Source organism: Actinomadura oligospora ATCC 43269 (assembly GCF_000518265.1).
GTDB lineage: Bacteria > Actinomycetota > Actinomycetes > Streptosporangiales > Streptosporangiaceae > Spirillospora > Spirillospora oligospora.
The window spans coordinates 973,787-998,867 of record NZ_JADG01000004.1; the positions used below are offsets into that span (position 1 = coordinate 973,787).

A 25,081-nucleotide genomic window follows, 5' to 3' on the forward strand; every position below is an offset into this window, starting at 1 on the left:
CCCTCGCGCAGCTCCCGCAGCTACTTCGCGGCGAGCACCTCGTCCCAGCGCCGGACCCATTCGGTGTAGTCCGTGCAGGCCGTGTCGCGGCCGTCGCCTCCGCCCTTGGCGCACGTCTTCGAAGGGGTGTGCGCGAACAGCACCCGGTCGATGAACTGGCGGTCGCCCACGTGGTAGGCGTTGCAGAACGCCGCCTTGAGCCGGTCGCCGGAGCACGCCTGCGGGTTGGCGGGCGCGACGCCGTTCCACTCGGCCACCTGCTGCTGGACGTCCGGCGAGGCCGTCCACTGGAGCCACTGGTACATGCAGTTCGGGTGCTCGGCCCGGGCGCCGAGCATCCAGCCCGTCATCCAGCCGGACACGCCGTCGGACGGCGCGACGCCCTGCACCGGACGGCCCGCGCGGGTCAGCACGTCCACCTGGTAGGGCCACGTCATGCCCAGCACCGCGTTGGTGACCTGGCCCGCCAGGTTCGGCTGGCCGCCCGCGAACAGGCTGACCGCGTCGGACGCCTCGCCCCAGTACTGCGCGACGTACGGACGCTGCCGCTTCAGCAGCCGGACGGCGGCGTCGAGCTGCTTCGGGGTGAGCGAGTACGGGTCGCGGATCTTCAGCGAGCGCTGGTGGGACCGCAGGTACAGGGCGGCGTCGGAGATGGTCAGCGGCGAGTCGCGCATGACGACCTTGCCGCCGTACCGGCGCACCTGGGCCGTGTCGAACAGCCCGCCCAGCCCGGTGGGCGTCTGTACCTGCTGGGTGTCGTACATGATCAGGTTGAAGCCCCAGGTGAACGGGACGGCGTAGGACTTGGCGCCGTCCTTGCTCCGGAGCAGGGTGCGCAGCTTCGGCTCGAGCCTGCGGTACCCGTCCACCAGGTCGGGGTTGACCGGGGCCACGTCGCCGTCGCCGACGAGTTGCCCGGCGATCTCGGGCGGGGCGGCGACGCCGTCGTAGCGGCGGCCCTTGTTGTGCAGGAGGTCGCGGGCCTCCTGCGGGGTGCGGACGACCCGCCAGCCGACCTTGCAGCCGGTGCGCTCCTCGAACGGGGTGACCCAGTCGACCCGGGGGTCGCTGCTGCCGTTCTCCATCTGCCCGGGCAGCGTGACCAGGTTCAGCGCGCCCTCGCCCTTGCCGAGCGCGGTCGCCATCCGGACCGTCCCGGTCTCGTGGGACTTGCCGCTGCACGCCCCGAGCAGCGATACGGCGAGGCCCGCGGTCATGGCGATCGCCGTCGCCCGCATGGTCGTCGCGCGTGTGCCCGCGCGCCTGCGATCCGTCCCGCGGCTCCGCATGTCGTGTTCAGCCCGTTCCCGGATCGCCCGTCGCCCGTCACGCCGGTCCGCGCGCCCCGCACCGGTCCACCGCAGCATGTCGCTCCCGCTCCCCGTCCGCCGTCGGGGAAACTTTACCGCCGCATCGGCGGCGCCCGGACGGCCATTACGACGGGACGTCGGAGCCGTACCGTTCCACACGATCGAAGCGAACTCGCGGACGCACTTTATTCGGCCTTTTGTGCGTGCCATTGACGGGCAGTTCGGGGAATGGGAAACCGCCGCGACCCGGGAGGCAGCGGGTGCTGGCGTCCGCGCCACACACGGAGGTTGCTGGAGAGGGATATGGCGCGGGCTACTGCCGGATTCCCGGGGCACGGCGGCACCGGTGGGGACGTGGCGAGGTTGGGGAACAGCGGATCACCTTGCAGTGCTGCCTGGCCACGCCGTCACCGGTCCCCGGCGAGGCGGCGACGGTGTGACGCCCTCGAGACGGAGGAGATTCGAGGGGCGTCGCGCGTCCCGCCGGAGGTCGCGGGGCGGCCGTGGGGGGCCGCCGGTCCGCGGATGCTGCCTGCGGTCGTTGTGTTGGATCACCTCGATCCGTGCGATGAGCCTGCGCGGGGTCTCGGCCTCGACGAAGTCCCCGATGTCCAGGGGCCGCGGCGGCAGCGCCCACCAGTGGCCGGTGAACGGGCCGAACCAGACGGTCCAGCCCGGAAAGCGCCGGGAAAGCGCCTCGACCTCCGCCGAGTGGTCGTCAGTCATCGGGTGACCTTCCTGCCGGCGCGGTTCCGGAACGCGGAGACGCCTGTCGGGCCGTGACCTTTTTCAATTCCGTCCCCTTTAATTGGGACAGTTCAGATTGTGTCCCCGGTCACAGTGCCAGTCAATACTTGTAGCTATTATTTGTCGGGGCGCGAATGGCGAAAATTGACGACGGAAACATCCGGGCGGCAGAAAGTCCCGCCGTCTCGACCTGCGGCTTCGCCGATCCGGCGCATGTCGCTCACCCGGTGCTGCGCCCCGTTCACCCCGGGGACACCCGGCGTGCCTAGCGTGGACGGTGCTGTGACCGACGACACCGATCGCGGCCGCCGCTCGACCGGCTGGCAATTCGCGACTTTTACAGCTATCTGGGCGTTTCCACGCCGAGTGTCCCCGCGCCGCATCGCCGTGGGGGCCTCTCTTCCGCCTGCGCCCGAGACCGGGACCGAACCCCGTCCGGACGACTCCGAGAGCCCCGCTTCCGAGTCCGGGAGCGGGGCGTCGGAGGGCGATGCGGCCGGGTCCGGTGCGTCCGAGTCCGGGCGGCGTGGTTTCTTGCGGGGCGCGCCTGATTGGCGTGCGTTCTCGCGGCGGCACGCGCTGTTCCTTGTCGCCTTCCTGGGGGCGGCGGCGTTGCGATGGACGGCGCTACGCGCCTATCCGTCCGGTTTGTGGTTCACCGGGGATTCGTACTTCTACATCGGGCACGCGCTGAACCCGCGGCCCTCCTCCACGCGCACCACCGGCTATTCGATGCTGTTGTGGCTGCTCAGGCCCGCGCACAGCCTCTACCTGATCGTCTTCCTCCAGCACGTCCTCGGGCTGGCGGTCGCGGTGATGCTGTACGCGCTGCTGCGACGCGCACGGCTCCCGGGTTGGGCCGCCGTCCTGGCGACGCTGCCGGTGCTGTACGACGGGTACCAGATCCAGCTCGAGCACCTGATCATGTCGGAGACGCTGTTCACGTTCCTGCTGATCGCGGGCGTGACGCTGCTGCTCTGGCGTCCGCTCGGGCCGGACCGGGCGCGGCCGGGCTGGAAGCAGGCCGTCGCGGCCGGGGCGCTGCTGAGCGCCGCGACGCTCGTGCGTTCGGCGGGCGCGCCGCTCATCCCGCTGCTGCCGCTCGTGTTGCTGCTGTGGCGCGGCGGCTGGCGGTCCGCGATCGCCTTCGGGACCGCCGCGGCCGTCCCGCTCGTCTCCTACGCGTTCTGGTTCCAGCAGGTCAACGGCACGTTCGCGCTGACGACCACCGACGGCCTGTTCCTGTGGGGGCGGACGGCGAACTGGGCGGACTGCGCGAAGATCCGTCCGCCCGCGAACGAGCGGGACCTCTGCCTGCCCCCGGACCTGCGGGCGCAGCGCATCCCGCCCGGACGGCTCGACTGGATCGCCACGATCCCGCCGCGGCAGCGCTGGCGGTACGTGGGCGCGCCCGACGCGAACAAGACGCTGCGCGACTTCGCCATCCGCGCGGTCCTCGCTCAGCCGGGCGCGTACGCGAGCGACGTCCTGCGCGGCATCGGCTACACGTTCGAGAACCGGCGGCGTCCGTACCCGAACGACACGACCGAGATCCTGTACCACTTCCGGGACCGTCCGCAGATCTTCCCGGGCGGACGCGGCTGGAGCGGGCACGGCGGGACGGCGCTCGGCGACATCCTCACCTACACCGACGACGGCACGCCCAGCCGGGTGAACCTGCCCGAGGCAAAACGCATGATCGCCTACCAGGACCACGTCCACCTTCCGGGACCGGCGCTCGGCGTGGTCTTCGCGGTGGGCGTGGTCGCGGTGCTGCGGCGCGGCCGGACGGCCTTCCTGGCCCTCGGCACGGCCGCGACGCTGCTGGTGTTCCCGATCGCGACGGCCGACTTCGACTACCGGTACATCCTGCCCGTCCTGCCGTTCGCGTGCCTGGCGGCGGGGCTGGTGTTCGCGCCCCGCAACGGGAACGGCCCCGGCGGTGCCGGGGCCGTCCTCCAGTGGGTCCGCGCTAGCCGTTGGTGGGGAATCCCAGGTTCACGCCGCCGTGGGACGGGTCCAGCCAGCGGGCCGTGACCGCCTTCGTGCGGGTGTAGAAGTGGACGCCCTCCATGCCGTGGGCGTGGCTGTCGCCGAACAGCGACGCCTTCCAGCCGCCGAACGAGTAGTACGCCATCGGCACCGGGATCGGCACGTTGATGCCGACCATGCCGACCTCCACCTCGTTCTGGAAGCGGCGCGCCGCCCCGCCGTCGTTGGTGAAGATCGCCGTCCCGTTGCCGTACGGGTTGTCCGAGAGCAGGCGCATCGCCTCGTCGTAGGAGCCGACGCGGGCGACGGCGAGGACGGGACCGAAGATCTCGTCCTTGTAGCAGTCCATGTCCGCGGTGACGTGGTCGAGGACGGTCGGGCCGAGCCAGAAGCCGTCCGCTCCGCCGCCGAGCACCGGCGTCTCGCGGCCGTCGATCGCCAGGGTCGCGCCCTGCGCCACGCCGCTGTCCAGGTACGACGCGACCTTGTCCCGGTGCGCGCGGGTGACCAGCGGGCCCATCTCGGACTCGGGGTCGTCGCCGGGGCCGATCTTCAGCTTGGCGACGCGCTCCTTGATCTTGGCGAGCAGCTCGTCCCCGACCGGGTCGACCGCGACGACGACGGAGATCGCCATGCAGCGCTCGCCCGCCGAGCCGAAGCCCGCCGAGACGGCCGCGTCGGCGGCCAGGTCGAGGTCGGCGTCCGGCAGCACGACCATGTGGTTCTTCGCGCCGCCGAGGGCCTGCACGCGCTTGCCGTTGCGCGCCGCCGTCTCGTAGATGTACCGGGCGATCGGGGTCGAGCCGACGAAGCTGACCGCCTTGACGTCGGGGTGCTCCAGCAGGCCGTCCACCGCGGTCTTGTCGCCGTGGACGACGTTGAACACGCCGTCCGGCAGCCCGGCCTCGGCCCACAGCTCGGCGATCCGGACCGACGCGGACGGGTCCTTCTCGGACGGCTTGAGCACGAAGGTGTTGCCGCAGGCGATCGCCACCGGGAACATCCACATCGGCACCATGGCCGGGAAGTTGAACGGGGTGATCCCGGCGCACACGCCGACCGGCTGGAGGATCGAGTACGCGTCCACCCTCGAGGACACGTTCTCCGAGAAGCCGCCCTTGAGCAGGTGCGGGATCCCGCACGCGAACTCGACGACCTCCAGGCCGCGGGCGACCTCGCCCGCCGCGTCCGACACGACCTTGCCGTGCTCGGAGGAGATCAGCCGGGCCAGCTCGTCCCGGTGCCGGTGGACGAGCTCGCGGAACCGGAACAGGATCGCGGCGCGCTTGGACAGGGACGTGTCGCGCCAGCCCGGGAAGGCGTCCCTCGCGGCGGCGACGGCCGCGTCCACCTCGGCGGACGAGGCGAAGTCGACGCTCCCCGCGACCTCGCCGCGAGCGGGGTCGAAGATCTCGCCCCGGCGCCCGGCCGAGCCCTCGAAGGGCTTGCCGTTGATCCAGTGGGTGACGTGCTTGCTCACTTGCGGGCCCCGTTCACGGTTTCCAGGGAGTCGATCAGGATCGCGAGGCCCTCGGCGGCCTCGGCGTCGGAGAGGGTCAGCGGCGGGGCCATCCGGACGGTGTTGCCGTACAGGCCGCCCTTGCCGACCAGCAGGCCGCGCTCGCGGGTCGCCTCCATGACGGCGGTGGCGAGCTCGGGGCTCGGCGCGCCGGTCTCGGGGTCGGCGAACTCGATCGCGAACATCAGGCCGCGGCCCCGGATCTCCTTGACGATCGGGAAGCGCGGCGCGGCCTCCTTCAGGCCGTCGATGATGGTCGCGCCCTGCTTCTTGGCGTTCGCCTGGAGGTCGTGGTCCAGGACGTAGTCGAGCGTGGCGTTGGCGGCGGCCGTGGAGATCGGGTTACCGCCGAAGGTCGCCAGGCCGACGGCGTGAAGGCCGTCCATCAGGTCGCCGCGCGCGACCAGGCCTCCGATGGCGAAGCCGTTGCCGAGGCCCTTGGCGAAGGTCATGATGTCCGGCGTCACACCGTGGTTGCCGATGCCGAAGAAGCTGTCGCCGGTCCGGCCCCAGCCGGTCTGCACCTCGTCCGAGATGAACAGGATGCCCTGCTCGTCCAGGACCTCCTTGTACGCGGCGAACAGCCCGTCGGGGGCGGCGGTGAACCCGCCGACGCCCTGGATCGGCTCGGCGATGAGGGCAGCGACGTCGCCGCCGGTCGCCGTCGCGAGGACGTGCCGCAGGTCGGCGACGCAGGCCTCGATGTACTCGGCGTCCGACATGCCCTTGAACTGGGGCAGGTGGCGGTCGGCGCCGTGCAGGAAGTGGGTGTTCAGCGGCGAGTAGGAGTTGTTCTTCCAGGCGCGGTTCGAGGTGACGCCGACGGCGCCGAACGACCGGCCGTGGTAGCTCTGCCGCATCGCGAGGACCTGGTCGGTCCTGCGCGCGTAGGTGGCGAGCAGCAGCGCCGTCTCGTTCGCCTCGGTGCCGGAGTTGGTGAAGAAGACCTTGGCGTCCGGGATGCCGGAGAGCCGGGCGATCTTCTCGGCCAGCTCGACCTGGCCGCGCAGCAGGTACGCGGTGGAGGTGTGCACGACGCCGGTGGCGAGCTGCCGCTCGACCGCCTCGCGCACCTCCGGCACGTCGTAGCCGATCATGTTCGTCAGGATGCCGACGAAGAAGTCCAGATAGGTGGAGCCCTCGGCGTCGGTCACGCGGCTGCCCTTGCCGCCGACGAGCTCGATGGGGTTCGCGTAGTTGAGAGCGACCCACGACGGCATGACCGCGCGGTGGCGCTGGAGAAGCGAGGCGTGTTCGGACATGTCTTCATCCTCGGTCGGGGTCCGGCGGGTCGGCTACCCGCACAGTGTCAACATGCGCGGCGAAGTATTGACGTCCTGGCAGGCAGGTTGTCACGATATCCGCAGCCGATCCGGGGCCTCTATCACCGATTCTGCACATTGACGTGGTACCAGGTCCCAACAGGATGTAAGGGGCCGGGCGAATCGTCCTGACAGAGTGTCGGATACCATCGGGCTCGATGCTTCCCACCGTCGCCGATGTCCTCCAGTTGGAGGCGGTCCGCCGCGGCCAGCCCAGAGTGGTCGCCGGCGCCGACCGCCTCGGCAACCGCGTCCGCTGGGTCCACGTCGCCGAGGTCGCCGACATCGCGCACCTGCTGCACGGCGGCGAGCTCGTCCTCACCACCGGCATCGCCCTCCCGGACGAGCCGGACCGGCTGCGCGTCTACATCTCCGAGCTCTCCGAGGTCGGAGTCTCCGGGCTGATGGTCGAGCTCGGCAGGCGGTACGCCGCCGCGCTGCCCGCCGCGCTGCTCGCCGCCGCCGAGGAGCACGGCCTGCCCGTCGTCGTCCTCGCGCACGAGCCCGCGTTCGTCGACATCACCGAGTCCGTGCACGCCCGGATCCTCCAGGACCAGTTCGCCGAGCTGCGCGCCTCCGAGCAGCTCCACGAGATCTTCACCCAGCTGTCGGTGGAGGGCGCGTCCACCGAGGAGGTCGTCCGGCAGGTCGTCGCGCTGTGCGGGCACGCGGTCGTGCTGGAGAACCTGTCCCACCAGGTGCTCGCGATGGACTCCGGCCCCCGCGACCCGGCCGAGCTGCTGTCGGCGTGGGAGACCCGGTCCCGGGCCGTCCGGCCGAGCATCCGCACCGCGTTCGACGACGCGTCCGGCTGGCTGGTCACCACGGTCGGCGCGCGCGGCGAGGACTGGGGACGGCTGATCATCACGCTCGGCCGCCCGCCCACCCCGCGCGAGACCGTCCTGATCGAGCGCGCCGCCACCACGCTCGCGCTCGGCCGCCTGCTCGACCGGCACGCCGAGTCGGTGGAGCGCCAGGCACACCGGACGATCATCGCCCGGATCCTCGCGCACTCCTACTCCGACCCGCAGGAGGCCGCGGCGCGCGCCCGCGCCCTCGGCGTCCCGCTGTCCGGCCGCCGGCTGCTCGGCGTCGTCCTGCGGCCCCGCACCTCGTCCGCGCCGACCTCGCCGATCGTCGCCGGGGAGCTGGCCGAGCTCGCCGAGACGGCCGCCGCCGCGTGCAAGGACGCCCGCCTCTCCGCCCTGGTCGGCGTCCTCGACGAGGGCGGCCCGAACGCCCGCGTCGGCGTGCTCGCCTCGATGCCCGCCCGCGCCGACGCCGAGACCGCGCTGAACGACATGGGCACGCGCATCCGCAAGCAGTCCGACGCCGACTACGTGATGGCGGCCGGGTCGGTGGTCGAGTCGATCCGGGACGTCCGCCGCTCGTTCCTGGAGGCCGAGCAGGTCGCCGACGTCGCCGCCCGCTCCTCGTCCAGCTCCGGGCGGCTCTTCTACCGGCTGCCCGACCTGCGGCTGCGCGGCCTGCTCCACCTCATGCGGGACGACGCGCGCCTGCAGACCTTCGTCGAACGCGAGCTCGGCCCGATCCTGGAGTACGACGCGCAGCGCGGCAGCGACCTCACCCGCATCCTGGAGCTGTACCTGGAGTGCGGACGCAACAAGGCCGTCGCCGCACAGCGCGCCCACCTGTCGCGCCCGGCGTTCTACGAACGGCTGCGGCGCATCGAGCGCGTCCTCAACGCCGACCTGGACGACGTGGAGTCGTGCGCGTCCCTGCACGTCGCGCTGCTCGCGCTGTCGTCGGTCCGGTGGGAACGCTCCTGACGGTGGGCGAACGGCCGGTGGGCGAACAGCGGGTGGACGAACGGCCGGTGGACGCGGTGCGCGTCACCGGCCGTCCCCTTTCGAGCCGGTGTCAGGCCATCTCGTTGACGGCCCGCCAGGAGGCGTCGATCGCGGCGTCGGCGTAGGCGCGGTACTCCGAGTCGGAGTTGGCGATCGTGACCCGCCCGAAGCGCCGCCTCCCCTGGACGGCGGGCAGCGGGCCGTCCGGCCAGAACGTCGCCCACGGACGGCCGTACTCCAGCGCGTAGCCGTGGCCCCAGCGATTGACCGTGATGGCCTGGATGTCCTTGGCCGGATCGAAGCCGCCCCCCGACAGCAGCCGGGTGAGCTGGTCACGGATCGACCGTTCGTACGACGAGAACGGACGGGCGAACAGGTCGCGGCGCCCCGGGCCGATCCCGCCGCGCGGGTTGCGGTACCCGGGCTGGGTCGCCATCCGGATCATGTGCACCAGGATCGGCTGGGACGGGTCCCTGGAGAACTGGTAGTCGGGGAAGCTGACCGGGTAGTCCAGCTCGGCGACCACCCAGTCACCGCTGGTGAAGCGGGTGTGGTAGATCTTGAGCTTCTCCCATGCCTCCCAGTTGCGCAGCTGCACCATCGCGTACACCATCGGCAGCTTCGTCCCGAAGAACAGGCTCTGCTTCTGGTCCTTGGGCAGGTCCTGCATGAGGTAGGGGATCATGGTGTTGTAGCAGGCCATGATCACGTGGCCCGCGTGCGCCCGGAACACCGTGCCGCCGCGGTCGAAGTCGACCTCCACCTCGTCCGCGGTGACCAGGCCGTCCTTGTGCTGCACCCGGACGGCCGGCGCGTTCAGCCGCAGCCGGACGTCGTTGCCCGCCACGTCCAGCTTGGTGTAGTCGATCCGGGCGAGCGGCTCGGCGTCCATGCTCTCCGGCGCGCCGGTGTTCGGGATGAGCTGCCCGATCATCAGCTTGCACAGCCCGTTGTTGCCGTCCGGGAAGTGGTAGATGTACGGGGCGTCCTCGTTCCACTGGATCTGGACCGTCGGACCGCAGTACCGGTAGGGCTGCTTGCCCCGGTCCAGCTTCAGGCCGTTGAAGCCCGGGTACTCGAGGGCCCACGAGTCGATCGCGCCGAACGCGTCGATGCCGAAGCCCCACTCGTCGCTGGTGTAGGTCTGGAGGTAGTTGAGCACCTCCGGCGGCATCCGGGCGTAGTCCCGCAGGTACTCCTGGTAGGTCAGGTCGACCAGCTTCAGCTTCTTCTGGTCGGGCGTCATGTCCCCCAGGTAGTCGCCGGGCCTCTCCTGCAGACTGATGAAGGCGACCTTGGCCGCCTCGGTCATCGGGGCTCCGGCGAGGGTCGCCGAGGTCTGGGTGTCGCCGTCCATGACCGCGAGGTGGTCGTGGGCGAACAGGTCGCGGGTGAAGAACTCCGAGTCGTTCAGCTTCCACTTCTTGTTGAAGTTCTGGTCGTAGTACCTGTCGAACTTCTGCACCTGGACGCCGAGGTCGGTGAGCAGCTTCTTGGCGACGGGGCTCCACACGGCCGGCGCCTCGATGGACTGCGACCCGCCGTACCCGATGAGCAGCCGCCCGTTCGCCTGGAACTCGTTCCGGCGCGCGTGCCCGCCGAAATCGTCGTGGTTGTCGAGGATGAGGATCTTGGCGTCCGGCTTCTTCTGCTTGAAGAAGTGCGCCGCCGACAGGCCGCTGATGCCCGCGCCGACCACGATGAGGTCGTAGCGCTCGCCGGTGTCGTGGACGGGCTTGCCCCCGGCCCAGTAGATGCCGTCGCGCAGCTCGTGCGGGACGCGCATCGCCGGGTTGGCGCTGCCGCGGAGTCCGGTCATGGCGGGCGGGTACGAGCGGTTGCCCGCGCCCGCGTAGTTCCAGCCGTCCGGCGGGTTCACCACCTCGTTGTGGATGCCGCCCCACGAGCCCGCCGAGCACCCCGTGAGCGCCCCCGCGGCCACGGCGCCGCCCACCGCGACCGCCATGCCGTCCATGAAGTCGCGTCGGCTGATCTGCCGGCCCATTCCGAGATCCTTGTCGGAATGCACCGGTTCATAGGAATTTTCCTCCGCCATCAATCCCCCCGATACACGCTGCCCCGAAGGAAGATCTTCCACGCTTGGGCGGGAGGAAAACAACCACTGTCCCAGCAGGGACGATCGCCCTGGAGCCAAGGCGAGGGGAGGCGATTAACATGTCATCTGACCTGCATGAACACCTCCGACCTTTCAAGATAAACCTAAGACCGTCGGTGATTTTCGCAAGTTCTGCGGCGGCTTCACTTCGGTGCCAGAACAAAGGTTTCCAGCCTCTTTCGAGTTGCACCCGATCAGGGCTTCGAACCCGCCTTGGGAACCCCGCGAGAAGGCCTTCCGAAGGCGGCGCGCTAACCTTCGGAGAGTGGAGCTAGGACTGGACGGACGCCGCGCCGCCGTGGCCGCGGCGAGCAGCGGGCTCGGTTTCGAGGCGGCCCGGGCGCTGATCGCGGAGGGCGCCGCGGTCGCGATCTGCGGACGCGACCGCGACCGGCTGACCGTGGCCGCCAAGCGGCTCGGCGAACGCGCGCACCCGGTGCTCGCCGACGTCGCCACGCCCGAGGGCGCGACCGCGTTCGTCCGCGAGGCGCAGGACGCGCTCGGCGCGGTGGACATCCTGGTCACCAACGCGGGCGGCCCGCCGCCGGGCGGCTTCGCCTCCACCCCGCTGGACGCCTACGCCCCCGCGCTCGACCTGAACCTGATGTCGGTCGTCGCGATGTGCAAGGCCGCCGTCCCCGCCATGCAGCAGCGCGGCTGGGGACGCGTCGTCGCGATCACCTCGATCTCGGTGCGGCAGCCGATCCCGACGCTGATCCTGTCCAACACCGCGCGCGCCGGCGCGACCGGCTTCCTCAAGACGCTCGCGCTTGAGGTCGCCAAGGACGGCGTGACCGTCAACTCGCTCCAGCCCGGCTACCACGCGACCGAGCGGCTGCGCACGCTGCGCGGCGGCGACTGGGACGCGGTGGCCAACGAGATCCCCACCGGCACCGTCGGCGACCCGGCCGACTTCGGCGCGTTCGTCGCGTTCCTCTGCTCGCAGCAGGCCCGGTTCCTCACCGGCAGCGCCATCACCGTCGACGGCGGCGAGTACGCGGGCCTCATGTGACGACGTCCCTGCGCGCGCGTCCTGAGGCGAGTGCCTCCTCAGGGGATGACGGCTCGTTCGCGCCCTGCTGAACGCGGGCCACATGGTCGTCGTCTTCCCCGGCGGCGCCCGCGAGGCCACCCGCGACCGGCACGACCGCTACCGCCTGCAGTGGGAGGGACGCCTCGGCTTCGCCCGGCTGGCCGTCGAGGCGGGGTGCCCGATCGTCCCGTTCGGCTCGGTCGGCGCGGAGGAGATGTTCACGACCGTCCTCGACTCCGACAGCCGCCTGCTCGCGCCCGCCCGCGGTCTCGCCCGTTCCGTCCTCGGCGACAGGGCCCGGGGCCGGAACGACTTCCTGATGCCGCTCGCCCGTGGCATCGGCCCCACGCTCGTCCCCCGTCCGGAACGCCTCTACTTCCGCTTCGGCGCCCCGATCGACACCACCCCGTGGCGGGGACGCGAGCACGACGACCTCGCCGTCACCGAGGTCCGCGACCTCGCGCGCAAGTCCGTCCAGGAGATCATCGACACGCTCCGGGCCGAACAGGCCGCCGACCGGGGCCGAACCCCGATCGCCCGCCTCACCCGGGCCGTCACGCGCACCGCGAGCACCCTTCCCCGGCCCACCTTCCTCCCCCGTTGACCCGGCCTGAGGCCCCGGCCACGCACGTGCGCGTGGCCGGGGCCTCAGAACCCGATCACAGAGGACGGCGCCGCTGGAAGGGGAGGTAGCGGTCGGCGCGGCGGGGCCGGGCGGGCATTCCGGTGGACTCGACGGCGAGGATGCGGTCGAACCGGAAGGCGCGGACGCCGTGGCGCAGGCGGCACCAGCCGACCAGGTACCAGTGGTCGCGGTGGACGAGGCAGGTGACGGGTTCGACCTCGCGGATGGTGACGTGGGCGCCGGCGTCGCCGTAGCAGAGCCGGACGACGCGGTGGTCGGTGATGGCGGCGGCGATCACGCGGGCGCGGTCGGCGACGGTGGCGGAGAGCGGGTCGGTGAGGGTCGCGAGGGTGGTCGCGACGACCTCGTCGTGGTCGGCGCCGGGCGGCATGAGGTGGCGGAGGGCGCGGCGGGCGGTGGCCGCCTGCGGCCCCGCGCCGAGGTGGGCCAGGGAGAGCGCGAGGGACGCGATCTCGGCGGCGGTCAGGGTGGGCTCGGGGGCCTCGAAGAGCGCGTCGGCGGCGGGACCGGTGGAGGTCCGGCCGGAGCTGGGGGTCGCGACGTTCGCCATGGTTCGATTATATGTTCGAGGACCGACATTTTCGCGGGTCGTCCGGGCCCGGTCCGGCCGTCGTCCGGCACCGGCCGGTCCTCCCCTTGAGGTGTCGTACGCGCATGGTGAACACTGATCCCTCAAAACGGCACCTTTTTCCTGGGATGGCGGGGGCGATCATGGGTTTGCTGGGGAGCCGCGTTGGCTGACGCGGGGCTCGGTCGGCTCATGACAAGGGAAGAGGCTGATGAGGCCCTCGCGCGCCTGCGGGACGAGCGGGACCGCATCAGCGCGGGCCTGCTCGACCTCGACGGACATCCCGGGCGCCGCATGCTGGACGGCGCGGCGATGTCCGGCGTGAGCGCGGAACTCCAGGCGCGGGTGGCCGACCGGATGGCCAGGTTGTGGTTGCTGTTCGACCGGTACCGGGGCGCGCTGGCGGCGGCCGAGGAGCTGCGCGCGCGGCACGCCCGTCCGAAGACGCCGGAGCTCACCGAGCTGACCCGGCTGCTGGACGGACGGGCCGTCGAGCTGGAGCCCGAGCACGTTCCGCTGGAGAAGCGCGGCCTGCTGGGCGGGCCCGGCCCCGAGCGGCTGACGCTCCAGGCCACCGTCCGGCGGATGACGGGCCTGTACGACGAGGTCACGCGGGACGTGGCCGCCGTGGACGCGGCATGGTCGGCGCTGCTGCCCGCGCTGGAGGCCGCCGAGACCCGGCACCGTGAGGCCGCCGCGCTCGCCGCGGCACTGGAGGCGTCCCTCGCGGAAGTGGACGGTCTGGGCCGCGAGGTCGCGGAGGCCGGACGCGTCGTCCGGTCCGATCCGCTGTCGCTGGCAGGGAAGAGCGGCCCCGACACGTCCGCCCTGACCGCGCTCGCCCATCGGCTGGGCGAGGTCGCGGCGCGTCTCCGGGAGGCCATGCGGCTCCGTGAGGGTTACGCCGGACGGCTCGCCAACGCCGAGAGCCTCATCAGCGAGGTGCGTCGCGCGCACGAGGCGGCCTTGCGCGCGTACGCGGAGGCGCTGGAGAAGATCGCCTCGCCCGGGCTGTCCGAGCCGTCCGATCTGGCGGGGTCGCTCGCCGACCGGCTCGCGGCGCTGCGGAGCCTGCCCGCCACCGGACGCTGGGACGAGCTCGCCGAGCGCCTCGCCGACCTGGAACGTGCCGCGGCCGACGCGCGCGCCCGTAAGCAGCGCGAACGGGACCTCGCCGCCGGGCTGCTGGAACGCCGCGAAGAACTGCGCGGCCGGCTGGCCGCCTACCGCGTCAAGGCCGCCCGCCTGGGCCTGGCCGAGGACGCCGAACTCCTGAGAATCCACGAGCGGGCCCGCGAGCTGCTCTGGACGTCTCCCTGCGACCTGCGCGCCGCGACCGTGGCGCTGTCGGGATACCAGCAGGCCGTGAACTCGCGGGCGAAGGGAGCCGATCGATGATCCCGTGCACGCAGCCAGGCTGCTCCGGAAACGTCGAGGACGGTTACTGCGTCATATGTGGCATGCCCCCCTCGCAAGGCACGCCGCCCTCGACCGGACAACAGCCGCCGATCGGACAGCCGCAGCAGCGGTCCGCCGCGCAGCCCGCCGGTCCGCGGAAGTGCACGCAGCCCGGCTGCGACGGCACCATCCAGGACGGCTACTGCGACGTCTGCGGCAGCGCGGCCGAGCAGGCCCCGCCGCCTGCTCCGGTGCCCGTGCCGGCGACCGGGTCCGGGCCGTCCGGGTCCGGAACGTCCGGGCGGGCCCCGGTGACGCGCCCGAGCACGCCGAGCGCGTCGAGCGGGAGTTTCGCGTCCGGCAGCGTGATGACCGGAAGCGTCGGGACGGGCAGCGGCGGCACCCGGTCCACCGGGCGGCGCGGGCAGCTCGGGTCCGGCCTGGTCGAGGTCCCGCGCGTCCCCTACCGGGACCCGGCGACCGCCGTCCGGCTGAACCCGGAGGTCCCCGAGAACCGGCGGCACTGCGGCAACTGCGGCGAGAAGGTCGGCCGGAGCCGGGGCGACCAGCCCGGACGCACCGAGGGGTTCTGCCCCAAGTGCGGCCACGCGTTCTCGTTCACGCCGAAGCTCAAGCCCGGCGACATGGTGCACCGGCAGTACGAGGTGCTCGGCTGCCTGGCGCACGGCGGCCTCGGCTGGATCTACCTCGCCCGCGACCACCGGGTCAACGGCCGCTGGGTGGTGCTGAAGGGCCTGCTGAACACGGGCGACGCCGACGCGCGCGAGGCGGCGGAGGCCGAGCGCGAGTTCCTCGCCACGGTCGAGCACCCCAACATCGTCAAGATCTACAACTTCGTCGAGCACGCCGGTGACGAGTACATCGTCATGGAGTACGTCGGCGGCAAGTCGCTGAAGGACATCCTCCTCGAGCACCGCAACACGGTGGACAAGGACGGGCTGCCCCCGGCGCAGGCGATCGCCTACGCCCTGGAGGTGCTGCACGCGTTCTCCTACCTGCACGCGCGCGGCCTGGTGTACTGCGACTTCAAACCGGACAACGTGATCCAGTCCGAGGAGCAGCTGCGGCTGATCGACCTCGGCGGCGTCCGCCGGCTGGACGACCAGGACGGCGCGATCTACGGCACGGTCGGCTACCAGGCGCCGGAGATCGCCGAGCGCGGCCCGTCCGTCACGTCCGACCTGTACACCGTCGGCCGGGCGCTGGCCGTCATGACGTTCCCGTTCAAGGGCTACACCAGCGAGTTCAGCGACCGGATCCCGCCGCGCGCGGAGGTCCCGCTGCTGGCCCGGTTCGAGTCGTTCGACCGGCTGCTGCGCCGCGCCACGCACCTGGACCCGGACCAGCGGTTCCAGGACGCCGAGGAGATGGCCGACCAGCTCCTCGGTGTCCTGCGCGAGGTGCTCGCCGCCGAGGACGGGCATCCGCGGCAGGCGGCGTCCGGGCTGTTCGGCCCGGAGCGGTTCGCGTCCGCCGACGCCGCCGACGCGGCGACGGCCGGGGACGCGCTCGCCCCCGCGCTGCCCGCGCTCACGCCCGCGCAGCTCGCGGCGTCCCTGCCCGCCCCCCTCGTGGACGGCTCGGACCCGGCGGCCGGATTCCTCGCGGGCCTCACCGCGCTCGATCCCGCGCAACTCGCCGCGACGGTCGAGGCCGCGCCCGACCGCACGCCCGAGGTGAAGCTGACCCTCGCGCGCGTTCGGATCGAGCTGGGCCAGCCCGACCGGGCGGAGGAGCTGCTGCGGGAGGTCGCGGCCGAGCGTCCGCACGACTGGCGGATCGAGTGGTACCGGGCGGTCGCGCTGCTCGCGGCGGGACGCGTCGAGCCCGCGGACGCCGCGTTCGATCGGCTCTACTCCCTGATGCCCGGCGAGCTCGCGCCGAAGATGGCGCTCGCCGCGTGCCGGGAGCACCGCGCCCCGCAGAGCGCGGCGCACCTGTACGAGACGGTCTGGCGCACCGACCGGAACCACATCAACGCCGCGTTCGGGCTGGCCCGGGTGAAGCTCGCCGCGGACGACCGTCCGGGCGCGGTCGCGGTGCTCGACTCGGTCCCGGCGACGTCGATCCGGTTCGTCCCGGCGCAGGTCGCGGCCGTCGGCGTCACCGTGCGGGGCCGGGACGCCGGGCGGCTCACGCCGGACGACCTGATCACCGCCGCGCGGCGGCTGGAGCGGCTCGACCTGACCGGGGAGCGCCGCGACCTGCTGACCGCCGAGGTGCTGGAGGCCGCGCTCGACTGGACGATGCGCCACCGCGCCCCGGGCACGGCGCCCGGCGCGGCCCAGGGCGGGGACGTCTTCGGCGTCCCGCTGGCCGAGCAGCCGCTGCGCCGCCACCTGGAGGGCACCTACCGGGCGCTCGCCCGCCTCACCGGGGACCGTGAGGAGAAGCGGCTGCTCGTCGACGCCGCCAACGCCGTCCGCCCGCGGACGCTGCTGTGAACGGGAACGAGAACGGGGACATGGACGGGGAGGGCAACGACACCGCTGTGGAAGCGAACGAGACCGCCGCGAACGGATCGGCCACGGGCGAGGGCCCCGGAGGCACGCGGCCGGGCGCGGGACAAGCGAACGCGGGGGACGCCGCCGCACGGATGGAGCCGACCGGCATGGACGCGACGGGCATGAACCCGGCCGGCATGAACGCGGCCGGGATGGAGCAGAGTGCGGTGAAGCCTGCCGAGCTGGCCTGCCCGCAGTGCGGCGTGGTCGTGTACCCGGGCGAGGCGTTCTGCGAGAACTGCGGACGCCAGCTGATCGCCGGACGGCCCGGGAACGGCGCGCCGCGCCCGTCCGGCCGGACGCGGTGCGTCGGCTGCGGCGAGGCCGCCGTCGACGGCGAGGGGTACTGCGAGCACTGCGGGATGAAGCAGCCCGCCGACCGCGACCACCTGGAGGTCGAGCTCGCGACGCCGGGCGGCCCGGTGGCGGGGGTGAGCGACCGGGGCAAGCGGTACGCGCGCAACGAGGACGCGTTCGCGATCGCCCCCCACAACACCGGCGTCGCCGCCGTGGTGTGCGACGGGGTCGGGTCGTCGCCGCGTCCGGAGACCGCCTCCCGTGCCGCCGCCGACACCGCGGCGACCGAGATCGCCACGGCGATGGGGGCGGGCGCGGCGCCGGGGGACGCGGTGCGCATGGCGGTGCGGAAGGCGGCGACCGCCGTCGCCGGTCTCGCCGAGTCCCCGGAGGCCGCGCCGTCCTGCACGTTCGTCGCCGCCGTGACCGGCCCGGACGGCGTGACCGTGGGCTGGGTCGGCGACAGCCGCGCGTACTGGCTGAGCGAGACCGACACCTCCCCCGCCGCGGACCTCGCCGACACCGGCGAGCTGAACTCCTCGGCCGTCACCGCCGACCTGCGGGGCGACCCGAACGCGACCAGCCCGGACGCCGAGACGCTGCCGCTCGGCCCGTCCCGGCGGCTGACCGACGACGACTCGTGGGCGGCGTTCATGGTGGCGTCCGGCGCGCTCACCGAGGCGGAGGCCGAGGCGCACCCGAACGCGCACGTCATCACGGCATGGCTGGGCGCGGACGCGGGCGAGGTCCGGCCGCACGTGCGCAGTTTCGTTCCGGACCGGCCCGGCACGCTGCTGGTGTGCAGCGACGGCCTCTGGAACTACTTCCCCGGCGCCGGGGACCTGGCGGCCGTCCTGCGGAACGCGCAGGCCGACCCGGCCGCCGACCCGACCGGCGCCGCCAGGATCCTGGTGCGCCACGCCCTGGACGCGGGCGGACGCGACAACATCACGGTGGCCGTGCTTCCGATGGCGGCCACCCCGAGCACGGAGCAGGCCCGATGAGCGACCAGCCGCAGTTCACCGTCAAGATCGACCAGAACAAGTACCTCCCCGAGGGCGGGCGCGAGGTGCACGCCATCGTCTCGGTCGAGTCGGCCGGGGGCGCCGTGGCGTCGGGGGCGTCCGCGGGGGCGCAGGCGGCCGAGGTCATCATCATCGACACCTCCGGTTCGATGACCTACCCCGACACCAAGCTGCGCTCGGCGATCGCGGCCGCGCAGACCGCGGTGGACACCCTCCGGGACGGCGTGATGTTCGCGGTCGTGTCCGGGTCCAACAGCGCGCGGATGGTGTTCCCGCAGCAGGCGATGCTGGTGCCCGCCAACGACCGGAACCGGACGGCGGCCAAGGCCGAGCTGAAGCGGCTGACCGCGCAGGGCGGCACCGCGATCGGCTCCTGGCTGCGCCTGGCCGACCAGCTCTTCGACCCGTACCAGGACGGCGTCCGGCACGCGATCCTGCTGACCGACGGCAAGAACCAGCACGAGTCGCCCGAGGAGCTGGACGCGGTGCTGTTCCGCTGCGCCGGCCGGTTCGTCTGCGACTGCCGCGGCGTCGGCACCGACTGGGAGGTCGCCGAGCTGCGCAAGGTCGCCAACGCGCTGCTCGGAACCGTGGACATCGTCGCCGACCCGGCCGACCTGGTCGCCGACTTCCGCGCGATGACCGAGGCGGCGATGGGCAAGGCCGTCGCGGACGTGGCGCTGCGCGTGTGGACGCCGCAGACCGCGCGGCTGAAGTTCGTCAAGCAGGTCATGCCGAACGTCGCGGACCTGTCGGCGATGCGCGCCGAGGCCGCGCCGCAGGCGGGCGACTACCCGCTCGGCGCGTGGGGCGCGGAGAGCCGCGACTACCAGATCTGCGTGGAGGTGCCGCCCGGCGAGGTCGGCAAGGAACTGCGCGCGGCGTGGGTGAAGCTGGTGGTGCCGGGCGCTCCCGGCCAGGAGGCGCAGGTCCTCGCGACCGGCAACGTCCTCGCCCAGTGGACCGACGACGAGGCCCTCTCCACCAAGATCAACGCCCGGGTGGCGCACTACACCGGGCAGTCGGAGCTGGCCGACGTGATCCAGGAGGGCCTGGCCGCCCGCCGGGACGGCGACCTCGACACCGCGACCGCCCGGCTCGGCCGCGCCGTGAAGCTCGCCGACGAGGCGGGCAACGAGGCGGTCACCGCGGCGCTGCGCAAGGTCGTGGACGTGCTCGACCCGGTCACCGGGACCGTCCGGCTGAAGGCGAACGTGGAGAAGGCCGACGAGATGTCCCTGGACACGACGTCCACCAAGACCGTCCGGACGCGCAAGGACGAGACGGTCCGCACCCGCCGTTCCGAGGTCTGATCATGGCTCTCTGCCCCGCCGGGCACACCTCCGGCTCCGACGACTACTGCGACGTCTGCGGCGAGCGCATCGGCGGGGCGTCCGCGCCACCGCCCCTGCCTCCGATGCCGCCCGCGGCGCCGCCCGCGACGGGCGCGCCGCAGGCCCGGCCGTCCGCGGGGATGTCGACGCAGGCGATGGTCATGCCCGGCATGCCGTGCCCGGACTGCGGCACCCCCGCCGCGGACCGGTTCTGCGAGCAGTGCGGCTACGACTTCGCCACGGGCGGCGGACGGCCGAGCCCGCATCCGGCGGGCGGCGAGCCGTCCAACCCGATGCCCGCGCCGAACCCGCCCATGCCGCCGAACCCGCATCCGGGCCCCCCACCCGGACCGCAGCCGGGCCCCCAGCCGGGTCCGCCCGTGACGCGGCCCGGTCCGCAGCCAGGGCCCCCGGCGCCGCCGCATCCGCCCGTGACGCCGCCTCCGGAGCCGCACGGGCCGCAGACCGGGTGGGTCGCGGTCATCGCCGCCGACCGGGCGTACTACGACGCGGTGATCGCGATGAACGGCCCGGACGCGGCGCGCATCGTGTTCCCGCCGTTCGCGCCCGAGCGCCGCATCCCGCTGACCGGCGAACGGGTGCTGATCGGACGGCGCAGCCCGAGCCGCGGCACCGACCCGCAGATCGACCTGCGCCAGCCCCCGGAGGACCCGGGCGTCTCGCACACCCACGCGGTGCTGCTCGCCCGCACGGACGGCCGCTGGTCGCTGGTCGACCCCGGGTCGGCCAACGGGACGTGCGTCAACGGCTCGACCGCCCCGATCCCGAACAACGTGGAGGTCCCGGTGGGCGAGGGCGACCGCGTCCACGTCGGGGCCTGGACGACCATCACGCTCACGAGAGGCGGGACGTCATGACGGCCGTCCAGCAGCAGGGTGGCGCGCCCCCCGCGCCGGTGCCCGCTCCCCAGGGCGGGCCGCCCGCCCCGCCCGGCGGTGTCCGGCCGGGGCTCGCGGACGTGCGCGCGCGAGCCGCGGCCATGCCGCCGCGCAAGGGCGTGCGCCGCGCGATTCCGCGCACCAACTCCGGACGTATCCGGGCGTTCGTGGCGGGCGTCGTGGTCGTCCTGGTGGCGCTGCTCCTGCTCGCCTGGAACGGGGTCGACGACGCGCGCACCGGCGTCAGGGTCATCGACACGGCGGGTCCGCAGGTCATCGCCACCGGCGACCTCTACTTCCGGCTCACCGACATGGACGCGCAGCTCGCGCACGCGCTGCTGGTCGGCACCCAGCCCGCGCACCAGGCCGACCGCGCCCAGGCGCTCGCCCGCTACGACGCCAGCCGCAGCAAGGCCGACGAGGCGCTGATCCAGGCGGCGCGGCTGGCCCGCGACGGCACCGAGCGGCAGACCGCGCGGTCCCTGCTGGACTCGCTGGGCCGCTACGAGCAGCTCGCCGGGAAGGCGCTGCTGCAGGACCAGAACAGCCCGCACGCCGCCGGGCCGCCGTCCGACCAGGTCACGAAGATGTACCGCAGCGCGACCGACATGATGAAGCTGGAGCTGCTGCCGCAGGCGTACAACCTGACGCTCGACAACGGCACGATCGTCCGGCACACCTACGAGGACAAGCGGTCCGCGGTGCTGACCGGCCGCACGGTCGTGGTCGTCACCGGGCTCGTCCTGCTGGTGCTGCTGGCAGGGTTCCAGTGGTCCATGGCGAAGCGGTTCCGGCGGCTGCTGAACCTTCCGCTCGCGCTCACGACGGTCGCCGTGGTGGTCGTCGTCGCCTGGACGGCCGCGATGCTCGGAAGTCAGGCGTCGGCGCTGTCCAAGGCCAAAACGGACGGGTTCGACTCGATTCTCGCTCTGGCTCGTGCGCGCGCGATCGGCAACAGCGCGCAGGCCGACCAGACGCGGTTCCTGCTCGACCCGGAACGCAAGGACACCTACGAGCAGGTGTTCCTGAGCAAGTCCCAGACCGTCCTCTACCTGCCCGCCGACAACCTCACCGGCTACCAGGACGCGGTCAGGGGGTTGAAGGGGCTCAAGACCCAGCGGGACGACAAGCCCATCCTCGGCTTCCTGGGCACCGAGGGACGGCGTCCGAGCAGTGACGCGAAGGCCCTGGACGACGTCCTCGCCGGTTTCAAGAAGTTCCAGCAGAACGACCGGCAGATGCGCGACCTCGTCTCGTCCGGCGACCGCGGCCAGGCGATCACGCTGCAGACCGGGCAGGCCGCGACCGACTACGCCGCCTACGACCAGAGCCTGGTCAAGCTCGCCGCCGTGCACCAGGCGACGTTCGACGGCGCCATGAAGGACGGCAAGGGCGGCACCAAGGGCTGGCAGTACGGGCTGCCGCTCGCGGGCCTGGCCGTCGTGCTGCTGCTCGTCGTGGGCGTCCGACCCCGCCTGGCGGAGTACCGATGAGGAGGCGAGGGATGCGCAGTCACCGAGCGGGGAGGCCGACGAGGTGGCTTCGGGCCACGGCCCTGGGCGTGGCCGCGGCGGCGGCCCTGACCGCGTGCGGGATCGCGGGCGCGTCGGAGTCGTCCGTCGCGTCCAAGGAGAGGCTGGTGATCGGCGTCAACGCCGACCAGCCCGGCCTCGGCCTGAAGACGGGCGGCGGCTACCGGGGCTTCGACGTGGAGATCGCCAAGCAGATCGCCCGCTTCATGAAGGTCACGGACGTCGAGTTCAAGACGATCACGTCCGCGACCCGCGAGAAGGTGCTCCGGGACGGCGAGGTCGACCTCGTCGTCGGCAGCTACTCGATCACCCCCGAGCGGAAGACGGAGGTCGCGTTCGCCGGGCCGTACTACGTCACGCACCAGAGCATCCTCGTGCGGGCGGCGGACGCCGCCCGGGTGAAGACCGTCCACGACCTGGCGGGCCGCAGGGTCTGCATGGTGCCGCGCTCGGTGTCGTTCCCCCGCGTCCAGAAGGAGCGCGGCGTCCCGGCGCTCCCGGTCGAGGCGTCGGGCTACAACGACTGCCTGACCAAGCTGGTGTCCAAGCAGCTCGACGCGGTGTCCACGGACGACCTGATCCTCGCCGGGCTGTTCGCCAAGAACGCTACCGACGGCGGTCCTGCCCTGACACTGGTGAAGACCTCGTTCTCGGACGAGCCGTACGGCGTCGGCATCAAGCAGGGCGACGTGGACGGCTGCGAGGCGGTCAACAAGGCGATCACGCGGATGTACCAGCAGGGCATCCCGGCGAAGCTGCTGCAGGCGCAGTTCGGGTCGAGCGGCCTGGAGTTCACCAAGACCGTCCCGCAGTTCGAGGGCTGCGAGTGACCCCTCCGGGCCGGGACCGCGGTCGCTCCGGCGGCCCGCGTCCCGTCCCGGCCGAGGGCCGCCGGTGTGGGGAATTCGGACGATTGCTACCGGCGGGTCACTGAGATCCATCGGTTACGTAAGTGCCGGTCGCGTCCCGTGATCGTAAGTTATGGTCGCGATCAAAACACGCAGGAAACGTCCACCGCGGTCCTGAGGGGTGCCATGACGACGCTCATCCTGGTGGTGCTGTGCGTCGTGGTCGGGGCGATGGAACTGTGGGCGGGACGGCAGAGCAAGGACCAGGCGCGCGCCTTCGCCCGCCGCGTGGACGAGCTGAACGACCAGGTCACCAAGCAGAACGGCGTGCTGGTGACGGTCGGCGAGCAGCTCACCGCCGAGCTGTCCCGGGTCAAGCGTGACGTCCTGCCCGCGCTCGACTCGCGGCTGCGCGACAACTCCGGGCAGGTCGAGGAGCTGGCCCGCCTGGTCCACCAGGCCGACTCCTACGTGCGCTCGCAGGCCGGGCGGCTGCAGGACCTGGAGCAGCAGCGGGTCACGCTGGCCGCGCTGCGCCGCAAGCTCGGCGAGCTGGAGACGTCGATGCGCTCGGTCACGGCGGGCGGCGACGCGGAGGTCGCCGGACGGGTGGACGAGGCGGTCGCGCGGCTGACCGAGGTGGAGCGCGGCGGCGCCGAGATGCTGGAGCTGCAGCGCGCCCTCACCCGCACCCTGGAGGACGTCGAGGACGTCGTCGCCGAGCTGCTCCGGTACACCGAGGGCGAGCTCGACAGCGCCGTCGCGTCCGCGCTCGCGGGCCGTCCGCGGGTGGGCGGCGACGGCCTGTCGGTGACCGCGACCGGGCGGCTGTGGAGCCGGGACGAGCAGCTCCAGGACATCCTCGACGAGATGTACGAGGCGTGCCTGCGCGCCAACGGCCTCCAGGTCCGCTTCCGGACGGTCGAGGACGCCGACGGCGCGGGTCGCGGCGTTCCGGACCACCGCCGCTACTTCCTCGGCGGGCGCCAGATGGAGGAGCTGGCCGGGGCGTTCACCGCGCTGCTCATCTCGACCGGCGCCGACCTCGCGCCCGGCGGAACCCCGGCGGGCGCTCCCGCGGGTGGGCTCAGCCGCGAGCCCGCCGTCCGGCCGGTCGTCCCGGCGGGACGCGCCCCCGAGGACGAGGCGGCCCTGAAGTCGCTGCTGCGCGTGCTGTACGAGAGCGCGGGCGCGGTCGCGCAGATCGGGCCGCTGCTCGCCGTCCGGACCCGGGAGGAGCTGGTCGCGGCCGTGCTCGACCCGGCGCAGTCGCTGGAGCTGGAGAACGACGAGGTGTACTGGGACCCGTCGACCGCGATCGTCCGGCTCCGCCGCCTCCCGGCGCATCAGCTGTGGGAGCTGACCGCCTGGGGCGCGAGCGCGTAGGCGCGGACGGTCCGCTCGGCCGGGCCGCCGAGCCGCACGAACACCGGGCAGCGCGCCGTCCCGGTCCGCCGGTCGGCCTCGGCGCACAGCCCGACCCCGGATCCGCGGTCCAGCAGCACGACGTTCTGCACGGCCCGCGCGGCGCGCACCGCGTACGGCACCGACGACGCGTCGCCCGGCTCGAAGAGCTCCTCGAACGTCAGCTTCCGCGCGAACCGGACGAGTCCCTCGGCGTCCACGACGCGGCTGCCGACGGCCGACGCGGGCCCGGCGATGACGATGCCGAAGCTCGGGTTCTCCTGGCCGCGCACGTAGATCTCGCGGTCGGGCTCCAGGCCCTTGCGCCTCTCGGGGAGGTGCAGCCCGAACCCGGACTCCCCCGCCACGAACGCGGGCGGCCCGAATCCCGGCGGCAGCGACGTCTCGGGGACGTCCCAGGGGGAGCCGCCGAAGCCGTCCTGCGGGGGCGCGCCGAACTCGCTGCGCCCCTGCGGCACGGCCACGGTGAACGTTCCGGGCGGCTCGGCCCAGCCCGGCATGTACACGCCGATGCCGCGTACCAGAAGCCGCCAGACGGGCCGTCCGGTGACGTCCGGGGTGAACGCCCCGCTGGGCCCGCGCGCGCCCACAGGCTCGGCTTCGGTTCCCGGCCAGGGTTCCCGCGCGGCGTCCATGCGCAACATCATCATTACCAGAACGCGCGCGCACAAGGGCGAGTCGCGTCCCCAAGGGAATCCCCTCGTCCCGGGCGTCCCACGGGCCCGTCCCAC

General features: G+C 72.7%; 19 protein-coding genes. 12 read left to right on the forward strand and 7 right to left on the reverse strand.

Going from position 1 to position 25,081, the window contains the following annotated elements; all coding sequences use genetic code 11:
* Positions 1-20: 20 nt before the first annotated feature.
* Positions 21-1,220, reverse strand: a complete 1,200-nt coding sequence (locus P696_RS44210) for an extracellular solute-binding protein (RefSeq protein WP_245627567.1) — start codon at positions 1,218-1,220, stop codon at positions 21-23.
* Positions 1,221-1,691: 471 nt separating this feature from the next.
* Complete coding sequence (locus tag P696_RS0108985) at positions 1,692-2,039, reverse strand: hypothetical protein (protein ID WP_026412086.1); 348 nt, start codon at positions 2,037-2,039, stop codon at positions 1,692-1,694.
* Positions 2,040-2,594: 555 nt separating this feature from the next.
* Between P696_RS0108985 and P696_RS44215 the strand changes: the two genes are divergently transcribed.
* On the forward strand, positions 2,595-4,097 hold the full coding sequence (locus P696_RS44215; protein ID WP_170026358.1) for a phospholipid carrier-dependent glycosyltransferase: 1,503 nt from the start codon (positions 2,595-2,597) through the stop codon (positions 4,095-4,097).
* Here the strand turns inward: P696_RS44215 and P696_RS0108995 are convergent.
* Both P696_RS0108995 and P696_RS0109000 read right to left on the reverse strand, forming a co-directional pair.
* Positions 4,033-5,532, reverse strand: coding sequence for a CoA-acylating methylmalonate-semialdehyde dehydrogenase (locus P696_RS0108995; protein ID WP_026412087.1), 1,500 nt, complete (start codon positions 5,530-5,532; stop codon positions 4,033-4,035). The genes P696_RS44215 and P696_RS0108995 overlap by 65 nt on opposite strands.
* Positions 5,529-6,833 (reverse strand): aspartate aminotransferase family protein, encoded by a 1,305-nt coding sequence (locus tag P696_RS0109000; protein ID WP_026412088.1) that lies wholly within the window; start codon positions 6,831-6,833, stop codon positions 5,529-5,531. The genes P696_RS0108995 and P696_RS0109000 overlap by 4 nt, the downstream gene beginning before the upstream one ends.
* A 218-nt stretch (positions 6,834-7,051) precedes the next feature.
* Between P696_RS0109000 and P696_RS0109005 the strand changes: the two genes are divergently transcribed.
* On the forward strand, positions 7,052-8,683 hold the full coding sequence (locus P696_RS0109005; protein WP_026412089.1) for a PucR family transcriptional regulator: 1,632 nt from the start codon (positions 7,052-7,054) through the stop codon (positions 8,681-8,683).
* Positions 8,684-8,774: 91 nt separating this feature from the next.
* Here P696_RS0109005 and P696_RS0109010 read toward each other — a convergent pair whose 3' ends face one another.
* Positions 8,775-10,709 (reverse strand): NAD(P)-binding protein, encoded by a 1,935-nt coding sequence (locus P696_RS0109010; protein WP_026412090.1) that lies wholly within the window; start codon positions 10,707-10,709, stop codon positions 8,775-8,777.
* A gap of 376 nt (positions 10,710-11,085) precedes the next feature.
* Between P696_RS0109010 and P696_RS0109015 the strand changes: the two genes are divergently transcribed.
* Both P696_RS0109015 and P696_RS44220 read left to right on the forward strand, forming a co-directional pair.
* Entirely contained in the window at positions 11,086-11,832 is a 747-nt protein-coding gene (locus tag P696_RS0109015; protein ID WP_026412091.1) for an SDR family oxidoreductase, read from the forward strand.
* Positions 11,833-11,899: 67 nt separating this feature from the next.
* Positions 11,900-12,457 carry a 1-acyl-sn-glycerol-3-phosphate acyltransferase gene (locus P696_RS44220; protein WP_281174925.1) on the forward strand — a complete coding sequence of 186 codons (558 nt, stop codon included), beginning with the start codon at positions 11,900-11,902 and terminating at the stop codon, positions 12,455-12,457.
* A gap of 55 nt (positions 12,458-12,512) precedes the next feature.
* Here the strand turns inward: P696_RS44220 and P696_RS0109025 are convergent, their stop codons facing one another.
* Entirely contained in the window at positions 12,513-13,049 is a 537-nt protein-coding gene (locus P696_RS0109025; RefSeq protein WP_084337014.1) for a helix-turn-helix transcriptional regulator, read from the reverse strand.
* A 210-nt stretch (positions 13,050-13,259) separates the two neighbouring features.
* On the opposite strand from P696_RS0109025, the gene P696_RS0109030 reads away from it, so the two are divergent.
* The 8 genes from P696_RS0109030 (at position 13,260) to P696_RS0109070 (ending at position 24,311) form a co-directional block, all read left to right on the forward strand.
* The gene (locus P696_RS0109030; RefSeq protein ID WP_034483508.1) at positions 13,260-14,465 is read left to right on the forward strand and encodes a hypothetical protein; all 1,206 of its coding nucleotides are present in this window, start codon (positions 13,260-13,262) and stop codon (positions 14,463-14,465) included.
* Between the two features lie 62 nt (positions 14,466-14,527).
* A complete protein-coding gene (locus P696_RS0109040; RefSeq protein ID WP_084337016.1) occupies positions 14,528-16,930 on the forward strand; it encodes a serine/threonine-protein kinase in 2,403 nt (800 codons plus the stop codon).
* Entirely contained in the window at positions 16,927-18,291 is a 1,365-nt protein-coding gene (locus P696_RS44225; RefSeq protein ID WP_245627568.1) for a PP2C family protein-serine/threonine phosphatase, read from the forward strand. The genes P696_RS0109040 and P696_RS44225 overlap by 4 nt, the downstream gene beginning before the upstream one ends.
* Positions 18,288-19,625 carry a vWA domain-containing protein gene (locus tag P696_RS0109050; RefSeq protein WP_026412096.1) on the forward strand — a complete coding sequence of 446 codons (1,338 nt, stop codon included), beginning with the start codon at positions 18,288-18,290 and terminating at the stop codon, positions 19,623-19,625. Before P696_RS44225 ends, P696_RS0109050 begins: the two co-directional genes overlap by 4 nt.
* Positions 19,626-19,627: 2 nt before the next feature.
* Positions 19,628-20,524 (forward strand): FHA domain-containing protein, encoded by an 897-nt coding sequence (locus tag P696_RS0109055; protein ID WP_026412097.1) that lies wholly within the window; start codon positions 19,628-19,630, stop codon positions 20,522-20,524.
* Entirely contained in the window at positions 20,521-22,038 is a 1,518-nt protein-coding gene (locus tag P696_RS0109060) for a hypothetical protein (protein WP_245627569.1), read from the forward strand. The genes P696_RS0109055 and P696_RS0109060 overlap by 4 nt, the downstream gene beginning before the upstream one ends.
* An 11-nt stretch (positions 22,039-22,049) precedes the next feature.
* Positions 22,050-22,907 (forward strand): glutamate ABC transporter substrate-binding protein, encoded by an 858-nt coding sequence (locus tag P696_RS0109065; RefSeq protein WP_026412099.1) that lies wholly within the window; start codon positions 22,050-22,052, stop codon positions 22,905-22,907.
* A 204-nt stretch (positions 22,908-23,111) separates the two neighbouring features.
* Positions 23,112-24,311, forward strand: a complete 1,200-nt coding sequence (locus P696_RS0109070; RefSeq protein ID WP_026412100.1) for a hypothetical protein — start codon at positions 23,112-23,114, stop codon at positions 24,309-24,311.
* Here the strand turns inward: P696_RS0109070 and P696_RS0109075 are convergent.
* A complete protein-coding gene (locus P696_RS0109075; protein ID WP_026412101.1) occupies positions 24,272-24,985 on the reverse strand; it encodes a hypothetical protein in 714 nt (237 codons plus the stop codon). The two genes, P696_RS0109070 and P696_RS0109075, sit on opposite strands and share 40 nt — an antisense overlap.
* Positions 24,986-25,081 lie beyond the last annotated feature (96 nt).

What these genes read in the sequence shown, in the direction of transcription:
- P696_RS44210 (WP_245627567.1), bottom strand. Translation starts at nt 1,220, where the DNA reads ATGACCGCGGGCCTCGCCGTATCGCTGCTCGGGGCGTGCAGCGGCAAG.
- P696_RS0109005 (WP_026412089.1), top strand. Translation starts at nt 7,052, where the DNA reads ATGCTTCCCACCGTCGCCGATGTCCTCCAGTTGGAGGCGGTCCGCCGC.
- P696_RS0109030 (WP_034483508.1), top strand. Translation starts at nt 13,260, where the DNA reads ATGACAAGGGAAGAGGCTGATGAGGCCCTCGCGCGCCTGCGGGACGAG.
- P696_RS0109070 (WP_026412100.1), top strand. Translation starts at nt 23,112, where the DNA reads ATGACGACGCTCATCCTGGTGGTGCTGTGCGTCGTGGTCGGGGCGATG.
- P696_RS0109065 (WP_026412099.1), top strand. Translation starts at nt 22,050, where the DNA reads ATGCGCAGTCACCGAGCGGGGAGGCCGACGAGGTGGCTTCGGGCCACG.
- P696_RS0109055 (WP_026412097.1), top strand. Translation starts at nt 19,628, where the DNA reads ATGGCTCTCTGCCCCGCCGGGCACACCTCCGGCTCCGACGACTACTGC.
- P696_RS0109000 (WP_026412088.1), bottom strand. Translation starts at nt 6,833, where the DNA reads ATGTCCGAACACGCCTCGCTTCTCCAGCGCCACCGCGCGGTCATGCCG.
- P696_RS0109075 (WP_026412101.1), bottom strand. Translation starts at nt 24,985, where the DNA reads ATGGACGCCGCGCGGGAACCCTGGCCGGGAACCGAAGCCGAGCCTGTG.
- P696_RS0108985 (WP_026412086.1), bottom strand. Translation starts at nt 2,039, where the DNA reads ATGACTGACGACCACTCGGCGGAGGTCGAGGCGCTTTCCCGGCGCTTT.
- P696_RS0109025 (WP_084337014.1), bottom strand. Translation starts at nt 13,049, where the DNA reads ATGGCGAACGTCGCGACCCCCAGCTCCGGCCGGACCTCCACCGGTCCC.
- P696_RS0109010 (WP_026412090.1), bottom strand. Translation starts at nt 10,709, where the DNA reads ATGGGCCGGCAGATCAGCCGACGCGACTTCATGGACGGCATGGCGGTC.
- P696_RS0109050 (WP_026412096.1), top strand. Translation starts at nt 18,288, where the DNA reads ATGAGCGACCAGCCGCAGTTCACCGTCAAGATCGACCAGAACAAGTAC.
- P696_RS0109060 (WP_245627569.1), top strand. Translation starts at nt 20,521, where the DNA reads ATGACGGCCGTCCAGCAGCAGGGTGGCGCGCCCCCCGCGCCGGTGCCC.
- P696_RS0109040 (WP_084337016.1), top strand. Translation starts at nt 14,528, where the DNA reads ATGCCCCCCTCGCAAGGCACGCCGCCCTCGACCGGACAACAGCCGCCG.